At 58.6% G+C, this 20,851-nt stretch carries 22 protein-coding genes and 1 riboswitch; of the genes, 15 read left to right on the top strand and 7 right to left on the bottom strand.

Features of this window, described 5'->3' with window-relative positions; all coding sequences use genetic code 11:
- Window positions 1–12: 12 nt before the first annotated feature.
- Window positions 13–163, bottom strand: a riboswitch (FMN riboswitch).
- 119 nt (window positions 164–282) lie between these two features.
- Window positions 283–579: a ubiquinone biosynthesis accessory factor UbiK gene (gene ubiK, locus PUP35_RS18605; RefSeq protein ID WP_014071796.1), complete on the top strand. Its 297-nt coding sequence runs from the start codon at window positions 283–285 to the stop codon at window positions 577–579.
- 77 nt (window positions 580–656) lie between these two features.
- Here ubiK and hldE read toward each other — a convergent pair whose 3' ends face one another.
- From hldE to PUP35_RS18620, 3 genes are read right to left on the bottom strand one after another with little or no spacing between them, the layout of a single operon-like run.
- Entirely contained in the window at window positions 657–2,087 is a 1,431-nt protein-coding gene (gene hldE, locus PUP35_RS18610) for a bifunctional D-glycero-beta-D-manno-heptose-7-phosphate kinase/D-glycero-beta-D-manno-heptose 1-phosphate adenylyltransferase HldE (protein ID WP_274240881.1), read from the bottom strand.
- A 40-nt stretch (window positions 2,088–2,127) separates the two neighbouring features.
- Window positions 2,128–4,983 carry a bifunctional [glutamate--ammonia ligase]-adenylyl-L-tyrosine phosphorylase/[glutamate--ammonia-ligase] adenylyltransferase gene (gene glnE / locus PUP35_RS18615; protein ID WP_274240883.1) on the bottom strand — a complete coding sequence of 952 codons (2,856 nt, stop codon included), beginning with the start codon at window positions 4,981–4,983 and terminating at the stop codon, window positions 2,128–2,130.
- Window positions 4,984–5,004: 21 nt separating this feature from the next.
- Window positions 5,005–6,306, bottom strand: a complete 1,302-nt coding sequence (locus PUP35_RS18620; protein WP_274240885.1) for a CYTH domain-containing protein — start codon at window positions 6,304–6,306, stop codon at window positions 5,005–5,007.
- Between the two features lie 229 nt (window positions 6,307–6,535).
- Between PUP35_RS18620 and PUP35_RS18625 the strand changes: the two genes are divergently transcribed.
- Window positions 6,536–7,156, top strand: coding sequence for a TIGR04211 family SH3 domain-containing protein (locus PUP35_RS18625; protein WP_024906484.1), 621 nt, complete (start codon window positions 6,536–6,538; stop codon window positions 7,154–7,156).
- 60 nt (window positions 7,157–7,216) lie between these two features.
- Window positions 7,217–8,458, top strand: coding sequence for a multifunctional CCA addition/repair protein (locus PUP35_RS18630; RefSeq protein ID WP_127732337.1), 1,242 nt, complete (start codon window positions 7,217–7,219; stop codon window positions 8,456–8,458).
- Window positions 8,459–8,468: 10 nt separating this feature from the next.
- On the opposite strand, the gene bacA is transcribed toward PUP35_RS18630, so the two are convergent.
- Window positions 8,469–9,290, bottom strand: coding sequence for an undecaprenyl-diphosphate phosphatase (bacA, locus tag PUP35_RS18635; protein ID WP_115876294.1), 822 nt, complete (start codon window positions 9,288–9,290; stop codon window positions 8,469–8,471).
- A 105-nt stretch (window positions 9,291–9,395) separates the two neighbouring features.
- A complete protein-coding gene (gene folB / locus PUP35_RS18640; RefSeq protein WP_023333447.1) occupies window positions 9,396–9,764 on the bottom strand; it encodes a bifunctional dihydroneopterin aldolase/7,8-dihydroneopterin epimerase in 369 nt (122 codons plus the stop codon).
- A 107-nt stretch (window positions 9,765–9,871) separates the two neighbouring features.
- On the opposite strand from folB, the gene plsY reads away from it, so the two are divergent.
- Both plsY and PUP35_RS18650 read left to right on the top strand, forming a co-directional pair.
- Window positions 9,872–10,486, top strand: coding sequence for a glycerol-3-phosphate 1-O-acyltransferase PlsY (plsY, locus tag PUP35_RS18645; RefSeq protein WP_111963295.1), 615 nt, complete (start codon window positions 9,872–9,874; stop codon window positions 10,484–10,486).
- 91 nt (window positions 10,487–10,577) lie between these two features.
- Complete coding sequence (locus PUP35_RS18650; protein WP_274240891.1) at window positions 10,578–12,044, top strand: MFS transporter; 1,467 nt, start codon at window positions 10,578–10,580, stop codon at window positions 12,042–12,044.
- A gap of 42 nt (window positions 12,045–12,086) precedes the next feature.
- Here the strand turns inward: PUP35_RS18650 and PUP35_RS18655 are convergent, their stop codons facing one another.
- The gene (locus PUP35_RS18655) at window positions 12,087–12,509 is read right to left on the bottom strand and encodes a MarR family winged helix-turn-helix transcriptional regulator (protein WP_274240893.1); all 423 of its coding nucleotides are present in this window, start codon (window positions 12,507–12,509) and stop codon (window positions 12,087–12,089) included.
- A gap of 147 nt (window positions 12,510–12,656) precedes the next feature.
- Here PUP35_RS18655 and PUP35_RS18660 point away from each other — a divergent pair, with 147 nt between their 5' ends.
- The 9 genes from PUP35_RS18660 (at window position 12,657) to ureG (ending at window position 19,299) form a co-directional block, all read left to right on the top strand.
- Window positions 12,657–13,670, top strand: a complete 1,014-nt coding sequence (locus tag PUP35_RS18660; protein ID WP_111963298.1) for an alpha/beta hydrolase — start codon at window positions 12,657–12,659, stop codon at window positions 13,668–13,670.
- 149 nt (window positions 13,671–13,819) lie between these two features.
- Window positions 13,820–14,647 (top strand): urease accessory protein UreD, encoded by an 828-nt coding sequence (locus PUP35_RS18665; protein ID WP_274240894.1) that lies wholly within the window; start codon window positions 13,820–13,822, stop codon window positions 14,645–14,647.
- Between the two features lie 10 nt (window positions 14,648–14,657).
- Window positions 14,658–14,960 (top strand): urease subunit gamma, encoded by a 303-nt coding sequence (locus PUP35_RS18670; protein ID WP_003862556.1) that lies wholly within the window; start codon window positions 14,658–14,660, stop codon window positions 14,958–14,960.
- Window positions 14,961–14,970: 10 nt separating this feature from the next.
- The gene (locus PUP35_RS18675) at window positions 14,971–15,285 is read left to right on the top strand and encodes an urease subunit beta (protein WP_127732343.1); all 315 of its coding nucleotides are present in this window, start codon (window positions 14,971–14,973) and stop codon (window positions 15,283–15,285) included.
- On the top strand, window positions 15,278–16,981 hold the full coding sequence (gene ureC, locus PUP35_RS18680; protein ID WP_274240913.1) for an urease subunit alpha: 1,704 nt from the start codon (window positions 15,278–15,280) through the stop codon (window positions 16,979–16,981). The genes PUP35_RS18675 and ureC overlap by 8 nt, the downstream gene beginning before the upstream one ends.
- Window positions 16,982–16,990: 9 nt before the next feature.
- Complete coding sequence (gene ureE, locus PUP35_RS18685; RefSeq protein ID WP_274243309.1) at window positions 16,991–17,449, top strand: urease accessory protein UreE; 459 nt, start codon at window positions 16,991–16,993, stop codon at window positions 17,447–17,449.
- 9 nt (window positions 17,450–17,458) lie between these two features.
- The gene (locus PUP35_RS18690) at window positions 17,459–17,998 is read left to right on the top strand and encodes a HupE/UreJ family protein (RefSeq protein WP_274240914.1); all 540 of its coding nucleotides are present in this window, start codon (window positions 17,459–17,461) and stop codon (window positions 17,996–17,998) included.
- Window positions 17,998–18,672 (top strand): urease accessory protein UreF, encoded by a 675-nt coding sequence (locus PUP35_RS18695; RefSeq protein ID WP_274240915.1) that lies wholly within the window; start codon window positions 17,998–18,000, stop codon window positions 18,670–18,672. The genes PUP35_RS18690 and PUP35_RS18695 overlap by 1 nt, the downstream gene beginning before the upstream one ends.
- A gap of 9 nt (window positions 18,673–18,681) precedes the next feature.
- Window positions 18,682–19,299, top strand: coding sequence for an urease accessory protein UreG (gene ureG, locus PUP35_RS18700; RefSeq protein ID WP_014071813.1), 618 nt, complete (start codon window positions 18,682–18,684; stop codon window positions 19,297–19,299).
- 44 nt (window positions 19,300–19,343) lie between these two features.
- Here ureG and tsaD read toward each other — a convergent pair whose 3' ends face one another.
- Entirely contained in the window at window positions 19,344–20,357 is a 1,014-nt protein-coding gene (tsaD, locus tag PUP35_RS18705) for a tRNA (adenosine(37)-N6)-threonylcarbamoyltransferase complex transferase subunit TsaD (RefSeq protein WP_024906472.1), read from the bottom strand.
- A 236-nt stretch (window positions 20,358–20,593) separates the two neighbouring features.
- Between tsaD and rpsU the strand changes: the two genes are divergently transcribed.
- Window positions 20,594–20,809, top strand: a complete 216-nt coding sequence (gene rpsU / locus PUP35_RS18710) for a 30S ribosomal protein S21 (protein WP_001144069.1) — start codon at window positions 20,594–20,596, stop codon at window positions 20,807–20,809.
- Window positions 20,810–20,851: the final 42 nt, after the last annotated feature.

Genomic DNA, 20,851 nt, shown 5'->3' on the forward strand with positions numbered 1-20,851 from the left:
GCCCGACTTGATCGTTACTCTCTCCCATCCGGACTCTAACCGTCGGCCCCGGAATTACACCGGATCTGCTGACCTTTGAGTTTTCACCCAAAGCGCTCGCGGGCTTTCAGCGTCACGCTGATTTACCGCCGGTGGGGAATTTCGCCCCGCCCTGAGAATAAGCGAGATAACTATAACGCTATTGATTATCCTGGGCAATGCATAAGCATCAAACAATTTTGTTTACCCCGGGCATGACGCGCTACAATGGACACTAACACCTTTCCATCAAGGGAAACGACAATGATTGACCCGAAAAAAATTGAGCAGATCGCGCGTCAGGTTCATGAATCTATGCCAAAAGGCATTCGTGAATTTGGTGATGACGTAGAAAAGAAAATCCGCCAGACGCTGCAGGCGCAGTTGGTTCGCCTTGATTTAGTCAGCCGCGAAGAGTTTGACGTGCAGACCCAGGTTCTGCTGCGCACCCGCGAGAAGCTGGCGCTGCTGGAACAGCGTCTGACCGAGCTGGAAAACCGCAATGCGCCGGAAGAAGTGAAGCCGGCACCGGCCATTCCGCCGGTGGATGACCAGGAGTAAGTGCGGCCTGATGCCCTCACCCCAGCCCTCTCCCACAGGGAGAGGGTGAAAAAAAACGGGCCAAACGGCCCGTTTTTTTACTTACTGTCTTTCTGAATCTTCTTGATGATGCTGGTGGTTGAGCACCCGTCCTCAAAGTTGAGCACCATCACCTCGCCGCCGTTGGCCCAGACTTCTTCGCTGCCCGCGATTTGCTCCGGCTTGTAATCCCCGCCTTTTACCAGCAGGTCCGGCAGAATACCGGCAATCAGGCGCTGCGGGGTATCTTCTTCAAACGACACCACCCAGTCCACCGCTTCCAGCGCGCCGAGCACAATCATACGCTGCTCGAGCGGGTTCACCGGACGCGTTTCACCCTTCAGGCGTTTCGTCGAGGCATCGCTGTTGACCGCCACAATCAGGCGATCGCCCAGCTTGCGCGCATTCGCCAGATAAGAAACGTGGCCAGCGTGCAGAATGTCGAACACGCCGTTGGTCATCACCACCTTTTCCCCACGCTTGCGCGCGGCGGCGACGGCCATCTTCAGCTCGTCTTCGGTCATGACGCCAAAACCGGTATCCGCGCGACCACGCACCGCGTTTTCCAGCTCGATTGGCGAAACGGTTGAGGTCCCGAGTTTACCCACGACCACGCCCGCCGCGGCGTTAGCGAAGTAGCACGCTTCTTCCAGAGAATTACCCGCTGCCAGCGTCGCCGCCAGAACGCCGATCACCGTGTCACCGGCACCGGTCACGTCGTACACTTCCTGCGCCTGTGTTGGCATATGCAGCGGCGCTTTGCCCGGCTGCAGCAGCGTCATCCCCTGCTCGGAGCGGGTCACCAGAAGCGCAGATAATTCGAAGTCAGCAATGATCTTCATGCCGCGCTCAACCAGCTCTTCCTCGGTTTTGCATTTGCCCGCCACCGCTTCAAATTCGGAGAGGTTTGGCGTCAGCAGGGTTGCGCCGCGATAGCGCTCAAAATCGGTCCCTTTCGGGTCGATCAGCACGGGTACGTTGGCTTTACGCGCCAGCTGAATCATCGTCTGCACGCTCGCCAGCGCGCCTTTGGCGTAATCGGACAGCACCAGCGCGCCGATATTGCCCAGCGCCTGGTTGATACGCTCGTGCAGCGGCTCGGGATCGACGCCTTCGAACCCTTCTTCAAAGTCGAGGCGGATCAGCTGCTGGTTGCGCGACAGCACGCGCAGTTTCGTAATCGTTGGGTGGGTCGGAACAGAAACGAAGTCGCACTTCACGTTCACGTCCGCCAGCGACTTGCTCAGCGCGCGCGCCGCATCGTCGATGCCGGTCAAGCCCACCAGACGCGACTGCGCGCCCAGAGAGGCAATGTTCATCGCCACGTTTGCCGCGCCGCCGGGACGCTCTTCAATGGTGTCGACCTTAACCACCGGTACCGGTGCTTCCGGAGAGATGCGGCTGGTCGGTCCATACCAGTAGCGATCCAGCATCACATCCCCAACAACCATAACTCCAGCACGTTCAAACTCTGGCAGTGTTACTTTCATTCCTGACTCCAGAAAGATTCACAATTTGCGCGCGATAATATCACACTTGATTTGTTACGCACGGTTCCACCAGCCACTTCTGCCAGCTGGCCGTTACCTGAGCGCGTTCTGCGACAAAACAGTCCAGCGCCACGTGCCCCGGCTGCTCCTGCAGCGCCAGGTGATGAAGCTCGTCGCGAAGCGTCGTGTAGGCGCGGGTTAAAGCCTGCGCCTCCTGCTCGTCCATGATGTCGTTTTGCGCCAGCAGTTCCAGAATGCGCACGTTATCCGACCAGCGGGTCAGCTTAGGCTTGTCGTGCGCGTGCAGCAGCACCAGATACTGGGTAATGAATTCAATATCGGTGATCCCGCCCTCGTCGGCTTTGATATCAAAGCGATCGCGATGTTTATTACCCAGATGCGCGCGCATTTTCTCGCGCATCTCGCGCACTTCGGTCTGCAGCGTACTGCCCTCGCGCACGGTGGTCATAACCTCCTTACGGATGGCATCGAACTGCGTTTTGAGCTGCGGATCGCCATATACCACGCGAGCGCGCACCAGCGCCTGATGCTCCCACGTCCAGGCTTCATTCTTCTGGTAATCGGCGAAGGATTCCGTTGAAGTGACCAGCATGCCCGCCGCGCCGGACGGACGCAGGCGCGCATCGACTTCATACAAAATGCCCGACGAGGTGCGGGTGCTGAACAGATGCATGATGCGCTGCGCCAGGCGCAGGTAGAACTGACGCCCGTCAATTTCACGCTCACCATCGGTCATCACGTCAACCGGGCAGTCGTGCAGGAAGATTAAATCCAGATCGGAGCTGTATCCCAGCTCCCAGCCGCCGAGCTTGCCGTAACCCACCACGGCAAACCCTCGCCCCTCACGATCAGCAAGGTGCTTCGGCTGGCCGTAGCGGGCCACCATCTGCACCCACGCCTGCTGCACTACCGCGTCGATGATCGCCTCCGCGAGCCAGGTTAAGTGATCGCTCACTTTCATCACCGGTAGCGTTCCGGCGATGTCCGCCGCCGCCACGCGCAGCATCTGAGCCTGCTTAAACTGGCGCAGCGCCTCCAGCTGCTGCTCTTCGTCTTCTTCCGGCACGCGCAGCAGATACTGACGCAGCTCGTCCCGGTAGGCATCCGTCGCCGTGGGTTGATACAGCGTATTCGGGTCGAGCAGTTCATCCAGCAGCAGCGGATAGCGCGCCAGCTTGTTGGCCACCATCGGCGAGGCGGCGCAGAGCGTAATCAGATGCTTCAGCGCCCCCGGGAACTCGCTCAGAAGCTCCAGATACGTGGTGCGCGTAATAATCCCGCTCAGCAGCGGCATCATGCGCGACAGCGGCACCGGCGCGTCCGCCCGCGAGCAGACCTCGCTCAGCAGATGCGGCATCAGGTGATCCAGCACCTGACGACCGCGCGGGCCGATGGCGCGTTTGTTCAGTTCGAGACGGAAATCCGCGATCAGCGCCACCACGCGATGGCGGGCGTCGTCACTCAGGTGCGCCAGCACGGGGGTCGTGTCATCTTCCTGAAGTGCGTCCTGCCACAGCTCGCGCCAGTGCTCGGAAAGCGCGTCGTCCTGCGATTCACTTTCGTCATCACCAATCAGCTCGTTAAAGATGCGGCGCACGCCCGCCATGTGAGCGTCCAGCCGTTCGGTCAGCGTAGACCAGTCATCCACGCGCATGCCCCAGGCCAGGCGCGCCCGATTAAGGTCATCCCCCGGCAGGGTCTGGGTCTGTTCGTCGTTGATGCTTTGCAGCAGGTTTTCCAGACGTCGCAGGAAAAGATAGGCCCCGCGCAGGGTTTGCGCGTCGCCGTCCGGCAGCAGATGAAGCTGCTCGATGGCGCTCAGCGTCGGCAATAGCGAACGGGACTGCAGGGACGGCTCACGCCCGCCGCGAATAAGCTGGAAGACCTGAACGATAAATTCGATTTCGCGAATGCCGCCCGCGCCGAGCTTGATGTTGTCCTTCAGCCCGCGACGGCGAACCTCACGGGCGATCATCCCTTTCATATTACGCAGAGACTGGATGACGCTGAAGTCGATATAGCGACGGAACACGAACGGGCGCAGCATGGCGCGCAGTTCGTTAGCGTAAGCGTCGCCGCTGTCGCCCATGATCCGCGCTTTAACCATCGCATAGCGCTCCCAGTCACGCCCCTGCTCCTGGTAGTAATCCTCCAGCGCGGCAAAGCTCAGCACCAGCGGTCCGCTGTCGCCAAACGGACGCAGGCGCATGTCCACGCGGTAAACAAAGCCGTCCTGCGTCGGCTGATCCAGCGTCTTAATCAGACGCTGACCGAGGCGGGTAAAGAACTGGGCGTTGTCCAGCTCGCGACGACCGCCGCGCGTGGAGCCGTTCTCGGGCCACGCGAAAATCAGGTCGATATCGGAGGAGAAGTTCAGTTCGCAGCCGCCCAGCTTGCCCATCCCCAGAATCAGCAGCGGCTGAGGAACCCCTTCCTCGCTGCACGGCGTGCCCCACTCTTTACAGCATGCGGCGTAGAGCCAGTCGCGCGCGGCGACAATCAGCGTCTGCGCCAGTTCGCTTAACTGCTGCAGCGTGCTCTCTTCGCCCACCAGCTCCAGCGCCTGAGCCCAGGCAATGCGCACCATCACCCGACGGCGGAACTGACGAAGGACGCGCATCAGCGTCGCTTCATCCGCTACGTCTTCGAGTGCGGCCTGCAGCCAGCCGGCATAGTGCCGCCACTCGTCCGCCTGCGGCGGTGCGTTTTCAAGCTCCGCCAGCCAGTCCGGGTAGACGGCGATGCTTTCCTGCACAAAATCACTGAAGGCGAGCACGCTCTTCGCCTGCTCGCTTAACGATGACGCCGGTAATGACTCAGGCAGACGTTCGCAAACGGTCTGCCACTGCTGCTGTAACGGTGAAGAAAGCGGCATTCTAGGGGTTCCTTGCCAGAGTTAACGTTTTCCGCTGTGCAGCCAGTACGGCTCCTGCGAAATGGCCTCGTTACGGAAATGCTCTATCTCGATATGCTGACGGGTTTCAATGGCATGCTTCAGCCCCTGCCAGTTTTCCAGCCACGCCTGCGCCTGTGGCCCGTCGTAGGCACCGGAAAGGAGCAGCATGCTGTCGATGTTGCGCGAAAGACGGGGAAGCTGATCGCCATACTTATCGCCGAGCGGATACGCAAAGGTGCTCTTCAGTTCAGCGGCATGACGGGAAAGATGAATGTCCGCGAAACGCTTAAAGTTTTCCGCGATTTTGGCCTCGGCTTTCGCATCCAGGAAGGCGCGCCAGCCGCGCGTGACCAGAAACTCGGTCAGCGCCAGTTTTGCCGAAGCGGCCTGCGGGCTGTAGATCGCCGTTTGCGCTGAGACGTCGGAGAGCATCAGCGTTTCGGTTTGCGTCAGCAGATCACGTAAGTGAGCGCTCGCTTTGCGAGGAACGATGCCGCCGAATAGCGTCAGGGTGTGGCGCACCAGGGCAATCGCCGCGAGCACGTGGGATTTCGCGTTTTTCACATTTCGCACCCACAGCTCTTCATGGTACTGCCACTGAGAAAGCGCCAGCTCCAGCGCGGCTTCCAGACCCTGTTCAACGCTGGCTTTCGGCGCAACGTGCAAAATGGTCGTCTCTTTCAGCACGCGCGGCGCATTTCCGGCGGCCAGATGGTAACCCCGCGCGGCTTTGCTCAGGCTCCCCTGGCGTAATCCGGAATGGTTCACCAGCCTGCGCGCCAGCTTCAGAACGTCATTTGCGTCCCCTTCCAGCAGCTCAAGCTCCAGTTCGCAAATCGGTTCCTGGAATTCCCCTGCCTTCACCTCACCCAGATCGAGGGCGATTTCGATGCGGCTTTTGCCTTCCGTCACCAGCCATTTTTCGCGCCAGAAATCGGTGCTGAACAGCGGCTGTACCTGTTCCGCCAGCGCGGAAGGCAGCTCCCCTTCCGGCCAGACTTCCGCCGGGAAACGTTCCAGCTCAAGTTCTGGCTTACTGATGTCGATATTGTATTCCGGGCGCTGATGTAAACCGCCGACCACGCGGCCGGCAATTTTCATCGTCATCTCGTAGCGCCCGCTCGCGCCACGGATGCGCAGCCCCATATCGTGGCGGCGCAGCCAGTTGTCTGGCGTTTCGTAATAGATATTAAGCAGTTGTACCGGTGCATGGTGTTCGCCGGAAAGCGTATGCAGATGCTGGCGGAGTGCGTCAACGCTGTCTTTTTCGACGATAAATTTTAATTCGATTTCCTGAGCCATAGCCTTGTACTTTTGCGGGCGTCACAGACGCGTCAATGAGGGCGAACTTCCTCGCCATTTATTTGTCAGTACATAGTATTTTGCGCCAAATTGCCATGCAATGAGCAATTTGTCGGGCGTAAATGTGTAGAGTCGTGACACAGATGATTCTGATTGCTGACGAATGCTTTGCGTAGAGACACTGTTGCCACTACTATCGTTCCACTATTTATGAAAATAACGACTAATGATGCTTAAATTACGCCTGATTGGACTTACTTTACTCGCTTTTAGCGCCGCAACCGCAGTGCACGCTGAAGAAAAGCGTTACGTTTCTGACGAACTGAACACCTGGGTACGCAGTGGCCCCGGAGATAATTATCGCCTCGTGGGTACGGTAAATGCCGGCGAGGAAGTCACCCTGTTACAGACCAACGCGGACACCAATTACGGTCAGGTTCGCGACAGTACCGGCCGTACGTCCTGGATCCCGCTGAAAGAGCTGAGCACCGTGCCAAGCCTGCGCACGCGCGTTCCCGATCTGGAAAACCAGGTGAAGACCCTGACCGACAAGCTGAACAACATCGACGGCACCTGGAACCAGCGCACCGCTGAAATGCAGCAGAAAGTAGCGCAAAGCGACGGTGTGATTAACGGTCTGAAAGAAGAGAACCAGAAACTGAAAAACGAGCTGATTGTCGCGCAGAAGAAAGTGAATGCCGCCAATCTGCAGCTCGACGATAAACAGCGCACCATCATCATGCAGTGGTTTATGTATGGCGGCGGCGTACTGGGCGTCGGTCTGGTGCTGGGCCTGGTTCTGCCGCACCTGATCCCGAGCCGTAAGCGTAAAGACCGCTGGATGAACTAATTCGTCTTCTCTGCCAGACTTACGTATCATTCTGGAAAAGAGAAAACGGGAGAGTTGGGCGTGAAAAGTTATCTGGTCGGTGGTGCGGTACGTGATGCGTTGTTAGGTCTGCCGGTCAAAGATAAAGACTGGGTGGTGGTTGGCGCCACCCCGGAAGAGATGCTCGACGCGGGCTACCAGCAGGTAGGCCGCGATTTTCCCGTCTTCCTCCACCCGAAAAGTCGTGAAGAGTATGCCCTGGCGCGTACCGAGCGGAAATCAGGTTCGGGCTATACGGGCTTCACCTGCTATGCCGCGCCGGACGTGACGCTGGAGGAAGATCTTCTGCGCCGCGATCTCACCATCAACGCGCTGGCGCAGGACGAGAACGGCCAGATCGTTGACGCTTATGGCGGCCAGGACGATCTGCGCAACCGTCTTTTACGTCACGTCTCCCCGGCGTTTTCTGAAGATCCGCTCCGCGTCCTGCGCGTGGCGCGCTTTGCCGCACGCTACGCCCATCTCAGCTTCCGTATTGCCGATGAAACCATGGCGCTGATGACCGCCATGACCGAGGCGGGCGAGCTTGAACACCTGACGCCAGAGCGCGTCTGGAAAGAAACGGAAAATGCTCTCACAACGCGCAACCCGCAGGTCTTTTTCCAGGTCCTTCGCGACTGCGGCGCGCTGAAGGTGCTCTTCCCGGAAATAGACGCGCTGTTTGGCGTGCCTGCTCCGGCGAAATGGCACCCGGAAATTGATACCGGCGTACACACGCTGATGACCCTGAGCATGGCGGCCATGCTCAGCCCTGACGTGGACGTGCGCTTTTCCACCCTGTGCCACGATCTCGGCAAAGGCCTAACGCCAAAAGAATTCTGGCCTCGCCACCACGGGCACGGCCCGGCAGGGGTGAAGCTGGTCGAGGGGCTGTGCCAGCGTCTGCGCGTGCCGAACGAAATCCGCGATCTGGCGAAACTGGTGGCGGAATTCCACGATTTGATCCACACCTTCCCCATCCTCAAACCGGCCACCATCGTTAAGCTTTTCGATAACATCGACGCCTGGCGTAAACCGCAGCGCGTGGAGCAAATCGCGCTGACCAGCGAAGCTGACGTGCGCGGGCGTACCGGGTTTGAGGCGTGCGATTATCCGCAGGGGCGTTTACTGCGTAAAGCCTGGGAGGTAGCAAAAGCGGTGCCGACGAAGGACGTTGTCGAGGCGGGATTCAAAGGTCCGGAAATTCGCGAAGAACTCACGAAACGGCGAATTCAGGCGGTGTCTGACTGGAAGGAAAAACACTGCCCTCAGCCAAAAGACTGAGGGCTATCGGTCAGAAGAAGACTACGTACACCGCAGCGGCAACGATAAAGCGATAGATCGCGAACGGAATGAACGAGATACGCTTAATCAACTGCAGGAAGGTTTTGATGGCAATCAGCGCCACGATAAACGCGGTGATGAAGCCAACGGCGAACATTGGAATATCGCCAGTCGTCAGGAAGTGATAGCTCTTATAGACGTCGAGTACAGTGGCGCCCATCATCATCGGCACCGCCAGCAGGAATGAGAACTCTGACGCGGCGTAACGGCTTACGCCCATCAGCATCCCGCCGGAGATGGTAGCGCCTGAACGCGAGAAGCCCGGCCACAGCGCCAGACACTGGAAGCAGCCAATGATAAACGCCTGACGATACGTCATATCGTCCAGCCCTTCCGCGCGCGGCGTTTTCGGCTTCAGCACTTCCGCGGCGATCAGCAGGAAGCCGCCCACCACCAGCGCATACATCACGTTAATCGGGTTAAACAGCGATTTGATGGCGTCGTGGAAAACCAGCCCCAGCACCACCGCCGGGATCATCCCGAGCAAAATATGGATCAGCGACAGGCGACCTTTACTCATCCCTTCGTGCTGCGGCGGACGGCCAAAATGGATACCGATCAGGCCAAACAGACGGCGCCAGAACATCACCACCACCGCCAGAATCGAACCCAGCTGGATAACCACTTCAAACGTTTTGGCGGTATCGCCTTCAAAGCCCAGCAGATGGCCAACGATAATCATATGGCCGGTACTGGAAACCGGTAAAAACTCCGTCAATCCTTCGACCACACCCAGTATTGCCGCCACCAGCAGCGAGTGCATATCGCTCATCTATAAACCCCTAAAAAGATATAAAAAAACGGTCGCCCCAACGGCTACCGTGAAAGATACAGCTTTAAGACCGGTATAACCTAAAATGGTTTAGCAATTATGACGTTAATTCTTGCCTTTCAGATTTGTGCCACGCTCAATGATGACGCCAACGTTGGCGGCGCGCGCCACCGCGCCCGGCTTGCTCAGCTTGATGCGTACCCACGGTGAGTTGAATTTTTTCAGCAGCAATTCTGCGACTTCTTCCGCCACCCGTTCGACCAGCGCAAAACGTTGCCCTTCAACGTGGGCAATGACCGTTTCACTGATGTCGGCATAGCTGAGACAGTCGTTCACGTCATCGCTTTTTGCCGATTTGCGGTTATCCCATCCCATTTCGATATCGAACACCAGCTTCTGCTCGATGGTCTGTTCCCAGTCGTAAACACCAATTGTGGTGATTACCGAAAGTTGCTCTATAAATACAATATCCATCACGACCTGCCTGCTTTTTGGCTAAACCGGATACCACTTCCGGCGAATTATGCGTATTATCCACAGATGCTGAGAATACAGATACATTTTCAAAACGGAACAGCGTTATGAGTGCAATCGCGCCTGGAATGATCCTCCTCGCCTATCTTTGCGGCTCAATCTCCAGCGCCATTCTGGTCTGCCGCATCGCCGGGTTACCCGACCCGCGTGAAAATGGTTCCGGGAATCCGGGGGCGACCAACGTACTACGAATTGGTGGCAAGGGAGCAGCCGTAGCGGTTTTGATTTTTGATGTTCTGAAAGGGATGCTGCCCGTCTGGGGCGCGTATGCGCTGGGCGTCACGCCGTTCTGGCTGGGGCTTATCGCTATTGCGGCCTGTGTCGGCCACATCTGGCCCGTATTCTTCGGTTTTAAAGGTGGCAAAGGTGTGGCGACCGCCTTTGGTGCCATTGCGCCTATCGGCTGGGACCTAACCGGCGTGATGGCCGGGACCTGGCTATTGACCATTCTGCTGAGCGGCTATTCCTCGCTGGGCGCCATCGTCAGCGCGCTGATCGCCCCGTTCTACGTCTGGTGGTTTAAACCTCAGTTCACCTTCCCGGTGTCGATGCTCTCCTGCCTTATCCTGCTGCGTCATCACGATAATATTCAGCGCCTGTGGCGTCGTCAGGAGACCAAAATCTGGACGAAGCTCAAGAGGAAGAAAAAAGACGCGCCGTAAGGGTTAGTTATGCCTTATAGCCAAATGTGATTTTGGTCACCTTCTGCCTGTGGTAACTGTTAATGACACAACACAACCACATTAGAAGAAAATGGCTGAAATCACAGAAACAACTCCCCTTTCAACGGCAGAAAAACACCCCGATGGCGACATCCAGTGGGTGCGCAGCGCTTCGGATGTATCACGCCTCGTTAATGACGGCTCACAGGGCCGGGCCAATGCCCGCATCGTGGTCGGTATCGCGCTGGGCGGGATTTTCCTCGATGCTTACGATCTGGGCGCGCTGGCCTTCGGCATAAAAGATATCACCCGCGAATTTAACCTGACGCCCGCCGGGACCGGTATGGTGGCCTCGGCAATTACCTTTGGCGCGATTGTCGGGGCGCTGCTCGGGGGGTACCTCACGGATAAAATCGGGCGCTACCGCGTTTTTATGGCTGATATGGTGTTCTTCGTGGTGGCTGCCATCGCCTGTGCGCTGGCCCCGAACGAATATGTGCTGGCGGGAGCCCGCTTTGTGATGGGGCTTGGGGTCGGGATCGACCTTCCCGTGGCGATGGCGTTTTTAAGCGAGTTCGCCAGGCTGAAAGGTCCGGGAAACAAAGCCTCCAGCGTCGCGATGTGGTGCCCTACCTGGTATGCAGCCATCAGCGTCTCCTACCTGCTGGTGCTGTTCTTCTACGCCGCGCTGCCGGAAAGCCACAGCGACTGGCTGTGGCGTTTAATTCTCGGCTTTGGCGCGGTGCCCGCGCTGGTGATTATCGCCATCCGCAGCCGCTATATGAGCGAATCGCCGGTATGGGCGGCGAATCAGGGCAATCTGAAGGAGGCGGCGTCGATTTTGCGGCAGTCGTACAATATTAACGCCCACGTCCCGCAGGATGCGCTCGGCCAGCCTGCACCCGTCGTGAATAAAGCGAAATGGTCAAACTATCTGAATCTATTTCGCGGCGTCTACTTACGCCGCACGACGCTCGCCACGCTGCTGTCCGTCGTCTCCTCGTTCGCCTACAACGCCGTGGCGTTTGGTCTGCCGGTGATCATCTCCAGCTTCTTTGTCCAGTCGATGCTCACCACCATTCTCATTTCTCTGGTGCTTAACCTGCTGTTTGCCTTCGTCGGCGGACTGCTGGCGGTACGCTACGTGCCGCGCTTCGGCGCATGGCGAATGTCGCTTGCGGGTTATGCCTGCCAGCTTGTCGCGCTGCTGGGCCTCGCGCTGATTGGCCGACCGGAAGGTGCCTCTGAAGGCGTGCTTGCCGTGGCGATGCTGGCGCTATTCCTTTTCGGTCAGGGCTTTGGCCCGGGCGCGCATACCATGACGTTCGCCTCGCTGAGCTACCCGACCTCGCTGCGCGGCGTGGGCGTGGGTCTCAACCAGACGCTGATGCGCAGTAGTTCTACGCTGTCGCTGTTCCTGTTCCCGCTGCTGGTGGCGTCGCTCAACACCGCCGTGTTCTGGGTGATTGCGCTGGCGCCGTTTATCGGCCTGGCATCGCTGCTGGCGATCCGCTGGGAGCCGTCCGGGTATGATGTGGATGCGGAGGACTATCGGTAACGACACATCGCTTCGGTGGGTTCCCCACCCACCGAAGGGTTCTTACAAATCGTCCAGCAGCGTTCGGGAGAGTTTTTTTAGCATATCAAGCTCATCATCGTTCATCCGCATGCTGCAGCGAATCTGGTCCGGCAATGCCATCACCCGTTTTTTCAGTTCTTTCGCCTTATCGGTCAGCACGACATTTTTCATCCTTTCATCCCCCACAACCGCGATACGGTTGAGGAATCCTTTTGCCTCAAGCTTTTGTACAAGCGGCGTCAATGTGCCCGAATCAAAAAACGTCATATCGCTGAGATCGCGAAGTGGAATGTTGTCTTTCTCATAAAGCGCCATCAAAACAACGAATTGCGGGTAGGTCAAATCCATCTCTTGCAGTAAGGGACGATACTGGCGAACAAACGCATTGGTGACCGAGTACAGCGAGAAGCAAAGTAAATCATCTAGCGTTTTGTTTTCTTTCATTTTTCTATCAACTCCGAATCTGTTGCCTAAAAAAATTATAAATAATGTTTGACTAAAAGTATCTTGCACGCAAGTATTAAACCAGCAACTAAGTAGCACACTATTTAGTTATCTCATCCGTTCAAATGCGCTTAAAGAGGTACCACCATGAAAACACTAACCGCCATCCTGGTTTCTTCCGTCTTCGCGTCAGCTGCTGCATCCGCTCAAACCACCAATACCCCAGCTCCGACCGCAGGCGTACAGGCGTTTCTTAATATTCTGAATTCCGGCAAGGGTAAGCCAATGGAACAGATGACCCCGCAGGAGGCCCGCCAGGTACTGATCGGCGCGCAGCAAGGCGCAAAACTGCCGCCCGCTCAGGTTTCAGAAAAAACGATCCAGGTAAATGGTCAGGCGATCAAACTGAAAATAGTGAAACCTGAAAACGCGACCGGCACGCTCCCGGCATTTATGTTCTTCCACGGCGGCGGTTGGGTGCTGGGCGATTACCCAACCCATGAACGCTTAATCCGCGATCTGGTTCGCGCATCAGGCGCCGCAGCGGTTTACGTTGATTACACGCCGTCACCTGAGGCTCATTTCCCGGTGGCCATCAATCAGGCCTATGAAGCGACAAAATGGGTAGCCGAACACGGTCAGGAAATTGGCGTGGACGGTAGCCGTCTGGGTCTGGTCGGTAACAGCGTGGGCGGCAATATGGTGGCTTCCGTTGCGCTGCAGGCAAAACAGTTCAATGGGCCCAAAATTCGCTACAACGTCATGCTCTGGCCTGTGACCGATGCGAATTTTGATACTGCCTCGTATAACCAGTTCGAGAACGGCTATTTCCTGTCGAAAAACATGATGAAATGGTTCTGGGATAACTACACCACCAGCGCTGCCGACCGCAACAATATCCTGGCCTCTCCGCTTCGCGCCAGCGCCGCGCAGTTGAAAGGTTTCCCGGAGACGCTGATTCAGACAGCTGAGCTGGACGTTCTGCGGGATGAAGGTGAAGCATTCGGGCGTAAGCTGGATGCGGCTGGCGTCCCGGTGACCGTCACGCGCTATAACGGCATGATCCACGATTACGGCCTGCTTAACCCGCTGAGCCAGGAGCCAACGGTTAAAGTTGCCCTGGAGCAGGCAGGCGCAGCGCTGCATGAGCACCTGAAATAACGGCATCGCGATGTTTGTCAGACAGCACGTCCCCCGGGGCGTGCTTTTTTGTTTCGTCTTAACCGCCATCCATAAGCGACTCATATGACAGCCTTCATTTCTGCCAGGGCATACTGAAACGACCCCGATGATGAGCAGATGGATGCAGCATGTTAGCAGCTCAGGTCACTGATAATTCGTACAAAGGCTGGCAGGCGTCGCTTGCCCTGCAGTTTTGTCACACCCCTGAGAAAACCCTACTGCACTCCGCTCATCACGTCGGGCCGCTTACCGTTCAGCGTCCATTTTATCCCGAAGGGGAAACCTGCCACCTTTATCTGCTGCATCCGCCCGGCGGAATTGTGGGCGGCGATACGCTGGACATTTCCGTTCGGCTGGACGCCAAAAGCCATGTGCTTATCACGATGCCCGGCGCCAGCAAGTTCTATCGCAGCAGCGGCCCGCAGGCTCGTCTGAGTCAGCATTTTTATCTCGAGGAAGATTCCACGCTGGAGTGGCTGCCGCAGGACACCATTATCTTCCCCGGGGCAAATGCCGCGCTGCGCTCCGTCTTCCACCTGAAGACCTCCAGCACGCTGCTGGCGTGGGAGCTTTATTGTCTGGGGCGCCCGGTGATCAATGAGACCTTCAGCCACGGCACGCTGGAGAGCCGCCTTGAAGTCTGGGTTGAGGATGAACCGCGCCTGATTGAGCGTCAGCACCTTGCCGACGGCAATCTCACGCCCGTCGCCGGATATCCATGGCTCGGCACGCTGCTGTTCTATCCGGCCAATGAAGAACATCTCGACACGGTACGCGAACGGCTCGCGCCGCTGGAACACTTTGCGGGGGCAACGCTCACCGACGATCTGCTTTCGGTGCGTTTTCTCTCCGATGACAACCTGATTTGCCAGCGGGTGATGCGTGACGTCTGGCAGTCGCTTCGCCCGCTTCTCACCACCAAAACCGCCTGTTCGCCGCGTATCTGGCAGACATAAGAGAAACGTTATGGAACTGACCCCCAGAGAAAAAGACAAGCTGTTGCTGTTCACCGCCGCGCTGGTTGCCGAACGCCGCCTTGCGCGCGGGGTAAAGCTTAATTACCCGGAATCGGTCGCGCTGATCAGCGCCTTCATCATGGAGGGCGCGCGCGATGGCGAAACCGTCGCCTCGCTGATGGAGGCGGGCCGCCACGTCCTGACGCGCGATCAGGTAATGGAAGGTGTGCCGGAAATGATCCCGGATATTCAGGTCGAAGCCACCTTCCCGGACGGATCGAAGCTCGTCACCGTCCATAACCCGATCGTCTAAGGAGCGCGCGATGATCCCAGGTGAATACCAGATCCAGCCCGGAACGATTGCGTTCAACGTCGGGCGTGAAATCCAAAGCGTGGTTGTCGAAAATCACGGCGACAGGCCGATCCAGGTCGGATCGCATTACCACTTTTACGAGGTCAACCCGGCCCTGAAGTTCGAGCGGGAAGCCACCAAAGGCTACCGGCTGAATATCCCGGCGGGCACCGCCGTGCGCTTCGAGCCCGGCCAGAAGCGTGAGGTGACGCTGGTTCAGGTCACGGGCGCGCAGCGCATTTTCGGTTTTCGCGGCGAGGTGATGGGCGAGGTGAAACATGGCTGAGATTTCACGCCGGGCATATGCCGATATGTTCGGCCCCACCACCGGCGATAAAGTGCGGCTGGCCGACAGCGAGCTATGGATCGAAGTGGAAGACGATCTCACGATCTACGGCGAAGAGGTCAAATTCGGCGGCGGAAAGGTGATCCGCGACGGCATGGGTCAGGGGCAGATGACCGCAGACGACTGCGTGGATCTGGTTCTCACCAACGCGCTGATCGTCGATCACTGGGGGATCGTAAAAGCCGATATCGGCGTAAAGAACGGGCGGATCTTCGCCGTCGGCAAAGCCGGTAATCCGGACATTCAGCCCGGCGTGACGATCCCGATTGGCGCGGCAACGGAAGTGATTGCCGCCGAGGGGAAGATCGTCACCGCGGGCGGGATCGACACCCACATCCACTGGATCTGCCCGCAGCAGGCGGAAGAGGCGCTGGTCTCCGGCGTCACGACCATGATCGGCGGCGGCACCGGCCCCGCAGCGGGAACCAACGCCACCACCTGCACGCCGGGGCCGTGGTATATCGCCCGCATGCTGCAGGCAGCCGATACGCTGCCGGTGAATATCGGCCTGCTCGGCAAGGGTAACGGCTCCAACCCGGATGCCCTGCGCGAGCAGATTGCCGCCGGTGCTATCGGGCTGAAGATCCACGAAGACTGGGGCGCGACGCCTGCGGCGATCAACTGCTCGCTGGAGGTGGCCGAAGAGATGGATATTCAGGTGGCGTTGCACAGCGACACGCTGAACGAGTCCGGGTTTGTCGAAGACACGCTGGCGGCCATCGCAGGGCGCACCATCCACACTTTCCATACCGAAGGCGCAGGCGGCGGCCACGCACCGGATATCATCACCGCCTGCGCGCACCCGAATATTCTGCCCTCCTCCACCAACCCGACCCTGCCCTACACGGTGAATACCATCGACGAGCATCTCGACATGCTGATGGTTTGCCATCACCTCGATCCGGATATCGCCGAGGACGTAGCGTTTGCCGAATCCCGCATTCGCCGGGAGACCATCGCAGCCGAAGATGTCCTGCACGATATAGGCGCGTTCTCGCTAACCTCGTCAGACTCGCAGGCCATGGGCCGCGTCGGGGAAGTGATTATCCGTACCTGGCAGGTTGCGCACCGCATGAAGGTCCAGCGCGGCGCGCTGCCGGAAGAGACCGGCGATAACGACAACTTCCGCGTGAAGCGCTACGTCGCCAAATACACCATAAACCCGGCGCTGACCCACGGTATCGCCCATGAGGTCGGTTCGATTGAGGCGGGCAAGCTGGCGGATCTGGTGGTCTGGTCCCCGGCGTTCTTCGGCGTCAAACCCGCCGCCATCGTCAAGGGCGGGATGATCGCCTGCGCGCCGATGGGCGATATCAACGCCTCGATCCCCACGCCGCAGCCGGTGCATTACCGCCCGATGTTTGGCGCGCTGGGTGCCGCGCGCCACGCCACCCGGCTGACGTTTATCTCGCAGGCCGCCAGTGCCAACGGCATCCCGCAGCAGCTCAGCCTGCAGAGCGCCACGGCGGTGGTAAAAGGCTGCCGGACGGTGAAAAAGGCCGACATGATCCATAACGGCCTGCAGCCCAATATCACCGTCGACTCGCAAACCTACGAGGTGCGCGTCGACGGCGAACTGATTACCAGCGAACCGGCTGACGTTCTGCCGATGGCGCAACGCTATTTCCTGTTTTGAGGAGTGATGATGATTTATTTGACCCAACGTCTGGACCACGCGCACCCGACTACCGCCAGCGTCACGCTGCCGATTGACGTGCGGGTGAAAAGCCGCGCCCGCGTGGCGCTTAACGACGGTCGCGAAGCCGGGTTGATGCTGCCGCGCGGCCTGCTGCTGCGCGGGGGCGACCTGCTGACCACCGACGACGGCAGCGAGGTTGTCGAGGTGATCGCCGCGCCGGAGTCGGTCTCCGTGGTGCGCTGTGCCGATCCGTTCCTGCTCGCCCGCGCCTGCTACCACCTGGGCAACCGCCACGTGCCGCTGCAGGTCATGCCCGGCGAGCTGCGCTATCACCACGACCACGTTCTCGACGACATGCTGCGCCAGTTCGGGCTGGAAGTGGCCTACGCCAGCCTGCCGTTTGAACCGGAAGCGGGCGCTTATACCAGCGATGCCCACAGCCACTCTCACGCTCATTCACATTAAGGATTAATCATGCGTAAGTATTTACCTCTGCTGCTTCTGGCCTTTTCCGTTCCCGCGCTCGCGCATCCCGGCCACGGCGCCGACAGCTTCCAGGCCGGTTTTCTCCATCCGCTGACCGGACTCGATCACCTGCTGATGCTGGCGGGTGCAGGCGTGCTCTCGGCACTGAGCGGCCGCAAGCTCCTGCTGCCGTTTGCCACCCTCGGCATGATGCTCGTTGGCGCTATTGCGGGCAGCCTGCTCGGCGGCTTCAGCGGCATGGAGATGCTGATTATCGCCTCGCTGGCGGTCTGCGGCGTGATGATGTTTAAAACTGAAAATCGCTTGCTGCTGGCAGTGCCTGCCCTGGCGATGTTCCACGGCTGGGCGCACGGCGTGGAGATGTCCGGCCACAGCTTCTGGCTCTTCACCAGCGGCTTTATGCTCGCCAGCGCCACGGTGCTGTGCGCCAGCTTTGCCGCAGGGCTGCTGCTGCGCCGTCACGACGGCCTGCGTAAAACCTTCGGCGGCGGGCTGATCGTCTCCGCCCTGCTGGCACTGATGAGCTGATGGATCATTCCCGCCAGTTGCTGCGCCTGATGCAGCTCTCCAGCAGCAGCCTGCCGGTCGGGTCGTTTACCTGGTCACAGGGGCTGGAGTGGGCCGTTGAGGCGGGCTGGGTCACGGACGCCAACGCCTTTAAACGCTGGCAAATCCAGCAGATGGAGCAGAGCTTTTTCTGCGTCGACCTGCCGCTGTTTATCCGTCTTTATCAGGCCTGTGAGCAACGCTCGCTTACAAATGCAAAACGCTGGACGGCATACCTGCTCGCCTGTCGGGAAACGCGCGAGCTACGAGAAGAAGAGCGCAACCGCGGGGCGGCCTTTACGCGGCTGATTAAGAGCTGGGAACCTGACTGTCTGCCCGAATGGCTGCCGCTGTTTATGCAAAGCCAGCTCTGCGGCATGGCGTGGCTCGGCGTTCGCTGGGGCATTAGCGCGCGCGAACTGGCGCTGAGTCTGGGCTACAGCTGGATGGAGAGCGCGGTCATGGCGGGCGTCAAGCTGGTGCCGTTTGGGCAACAGGCCGCGCAGCAGCTGATTATCGAACTGAGCGACCACTACGCCGCCGGGTTTGAACAGGCATTTTTACGTAGCGACGACTCGCTGGGGGCAGCAACGCCGCTGTCCGCCATCGCCTCGGCGCGCCACGAAACCCAATATTCACGACTATTCCGTTCCTGAGGAGTCAACATGGCTGATTACAAACATCCCCTGCGCGTGGGCGTGGGCGGCCCGGTAGGGTCGGGCAAAACCGCGCTGCTGGAAGCGCTCTGCAAGGCGATGCGCGATACCTATCATCTTGCGGTGGTCACCAACGATATCTACACCAAAGAGGATCAGCGCATCCTGACCGAAGCGGGCGCGCTGGAGCCAGAGCGCATCGTGGGCGTGGAGACGGGCGGCTGCCCGCATACCGCTATCCGGGAAGATGCTTCGATGAACCTGGCGGCGGTGGAAGCGTTGAGCGAGAAGTTCGGCAATCTGGACCTGATCTTCGTTGAAAGCGGCGGTGACAACCTCAGCGCGACGTTCAGCCCTGAGCTGGCGGATCTGACCATTTACGTGATCGACGTGGCCGAAGGGGAAAAAATCCCGCGCAAGGGCGGGCCGGGGATCACCAAATCCGATTTTCTGGTCATCAACAAAACCGATCTCGCGCCGTACGTGGGTGCCTCGCTGGAGGTGATGGAGCGCGATACCAACCGCATGCGCGGCGAGCGTCCATGGACCTTTACCAACCTGAAGGCGGGTGACGGTCTTGCGACGATTATTGCATTTCTGGAAGAGAAAGGGATGTTGCGGGTGTAGTCAAACGATCCCCTCTCCCTGTGGGAGAGGGTTAGGGTGAGGGATTACGCCTCCGGCAGTTCCGCCAGCGGCCAGCGCGGACGCACGGACACGCTCAGGTCGGACGTTGCCCCCGCATTAAGGCGCACCATCCCGGCGTAGGCGATCATCGCCCCGTTATCAGTACAGAATTCCGGACGGGCATAGAACACTTCCCCGCGACGCTTTTGCATCATCTCGGCGAGCTTCGCGCGAAGCGTGCGGTTAGCGCTCACGCCACCCGCCATCACCAGACGCTTAAAGCCGGTCTGATCCAGCGCGCGCTTGCACTTGATCATCAGCGTGTCCACTACCGCATCTTCGAACGCGCGGGCGATATCGGCGCGGGTTTGCTCGCTGTCGTCGTTATTGCGGATCGTGTTGGCCGCAAAGGTTTTCAGCCCGGAGAAGCTGAAGTCCAGCCCCGGACGGTCGGTCATCGGACGCGGGAAAACAAAGCGCCCTTCCGTTCCCTGCGACGCCATTTTGGACAGCATCGGGCCGCCCGGGTAATCCAGACCCAGCAGCTTGGCGGTTTTATCGAACGCTTCACCGGCGGCGTCGTCGATCGACTCGCCCAGCAGCTCGTACTTGCCAATGCCCGTTACGCTAATCAGCTGCGTATGGCCGCCGGAAACCAGCAGCGCAACAAACGGGAATTCAGGCGGATTCTCTTCCAGCATCGGCGCCAGAAGATGCCCTTCCATATGGTGAACCGGGATGGCCGGCACGTCCCACGCGAAGGCCAGCGAACGACCAACGGTTGCGCCAACCAGAAGCGCACCGACCAGGCCCGGGCCTGCGGTATAGGCCACGGCATCAATATCGGTTGAGCTCAACCCGGCCTCTTTCAGCGCCGCCTGAATCAGGGGAACCGTTTTACGCACGTGGTCACGAGAGGCCAGTTCAGGGACGACGCCGCCGTAGTCAGCGTGCAATTTCACCTGACTATACAGCTGGTTGGCCAGAAGTCCTTTTTCGTCGTCGTAAATGGCGATGCCGGTTTCATCGCAGGATGTTTCAATACCCAGTACACGCATGACTTGTTTTACCTCGTTTCAATACCGCGCAGTGTAGAGCCTGGGCGGGTTGATGTAAAACTTTGTTCGCCCCAGGAAGAAGGCTCGTGTATACTCCTCACCCTTATTAAAGTCCCTTTCAAAATCGCATCGGTGCTTTACAAAGCAGCAGCATTTGCAGTAAAATTCCGCACCATTTTGAAATAAGCTGGCGTTGATGCCAGCGGCAAACCGAATTTATTAAAGGTGAGAGTTACATGCCGGTAATTAAAGTACGTGAAAACGAGCCGTTCGACGTAGCACTGCGTCGCTTCAAACGTTCATGCGAGAAAGCAGGTGTTCTGGCTGAAGTTCGTCGTCGTGAGTTTTATGAAAAACCAACGACCGAACGTAAGCGCGCTAAAGCTTCCGCTGTGAAACGTCACGCGAAGAAACTGGCTCGCGAAAACGCACGCCGTACTCGTCTGTACTAATTGGTTGAGGGCCTCAGCCCTCAATTGACAGACAGAGTAATA

It is taken from the genome of Enterobacter sp. S-33 (assembly GCF_028735835.1).
GTDB classification, from domain to species: domain Bacteria; phylum Pseudomonadota; class Gammaproteobacteria; order Enterobacterales; family Enterobacteriaceae; genus Enterobacter; species Enterobacter vonholyi.

What these genes read in the sequence shown, in the direction of transcription:
- PUP35_RS18625 (WP_024906484.1), top strand. Translation starts at nt 6,536, where the DNA reads ATGCTTAAATTACGCCTGATTGGACTTACTTTACTCGCTTTTAGCGCC.
- glnE (WP_274240883.1), bottom strand. Translation starts at nt 4,983, where the DNA reads ATGCCGCTTTCTTCACCGTTACAGCAGCAGTGGCAGACCGTTTGCGAA.
- PUP35_RS18670 (WP_003862556.1), top strand. Translation starts at nt 14,658, where the DNA reads ATGGAACTGACCCCCAGAGAAAAAGACAAGCTGTTGCTGTTCACCGCC.
- PUP35_RS18650 (WP_274240891.1), top strand. Translation starts at nt 10,578, where the DNA reads ATGGCTGAAATCACAGAAACAACTCCCCTTTCAACGGCAGAAAAACAC.
- PUP35_RS18665 (WP_274240894.1), top strand. Translation starts at nt 13,820, where the DNA reads ATGTTAGCAGCTCAGGTCACTGATAATTCGTACAAAGGCTGGCAGGCG.
- PUP35_RS18695 (WP_274240915.1), top strand. Translation starts at nt 17,998, where the DNA reads ATGGATCATTCCCGCCAGTTGCTGCGCCTGATGCAGCTCTCCAGCAGC.
- PUP35_RS18660 (WP_111963298.1), top strand. Translation starts at nt 12,657, where the DNA reads ATGAAAACACTAACCGCCATCCTGGTTTCTTCCGTCTTCGCGTCAGCT.
- ureG (WP_014071813.1), top strand. Translation starts at nt 18,682, where the DNA reads ATGGCTGATTACAAACATCCCCTGCGCGTGGGCGTGGGCGGCCCGGTA.
- ubiK (WP_014071796.1), top strand. Translation starts at nt 283, where the DNA reads ATGATTGACCCGAAAAAAATTGAGCAGATCGCGCGTCAGGTTCATGAA.
- PUP35_RS18690 (WP_274240914.1), top strand. Translation starts at nt 17,459, where the DNA reads ATGCGTAAGTATTTACCTCTGCTGCTTCTGGCCTTTTCCGTTCCCGCG.
- plsY (WP_111963295.1), top strand. Translation starts at nt 9,872, where the DNA reads ATGAGTGCAATCGCGCCTGGAATGATCCTCCTCGCCTATCTTTGCGGC.
- folB (WP_023333447.1), bottom strand. Translation starts at nt 9,764, where the DNA reads ATGGATATTGTATTTATAGAGCAACTTTCGGTAATCACCACAATTGGT.
- rpsU (WP_001144069.1), top strand. Translation starts at nt 20,594, where the DNA reads ATGCCGGTAATTAAAGTACGTGAAAACGAGCCGTTCGACGTAGCACTG.
- ureC (WP_274240913.1), top strand. Translation starts at nt 15,278, where the DNA reads ATGGCTGAGATTTCACGCCGGGCATATGCCGATATGTTCGGCCCCACC.
- PUP35_RS18620 (WP_274240885.1), bottom strand. Translation starts at nt 6,306, where the DNA reads ATGGCTCAGGAAATCGAATTAAAATTTATCGTCGAAAAAGACAGCGTT.
- PUP35_RS18655 (WP_274240893.1), bottom strand. Translation starts at nt 12,509, where the DNA reads ATGAAAGAAAACAAAACGCTAGATGATTTACTTTGCTTCTCGCTGTAC.
- hldE (WP_274240881.1), bottom strand. Translation starts at nt 2,087, where the DNA reads ATGAAAGTAACACTGCCAGAGTTTGAACGTGCTGGAGTTATGGTTGTT.
- ureE (WP_274243309.1), top strand. Translation starts at nt 16,991, where the DNA reads ATGATTTATTTGACCCAACGTCTGGACCACGCGCACCCGACTACCGCC.
- tsaD (WP_024906472.1), bottom strand. Translation starts at nt 20,357, where the DNA reads ATGCGTGTACTGGGTATTGAAACATCCTGCGATGAAACCGGCATCGCC.
- bacA (WP_115876294.1), bottom strand. Translation starts at nt 9,290, where the DNA reads ATGAGCGATATGCACTCGCTGCTGGTGGCGGCAATACTGGGTGTGGTC.
- PUP35_RS18675 (WP_127732343.1), top strand. Translation starts at nt 14,971, where the DNA reads ATGATCCCAGGTGAATACCAGATCCAGCCCGGAACGATTGCGTTCAAC.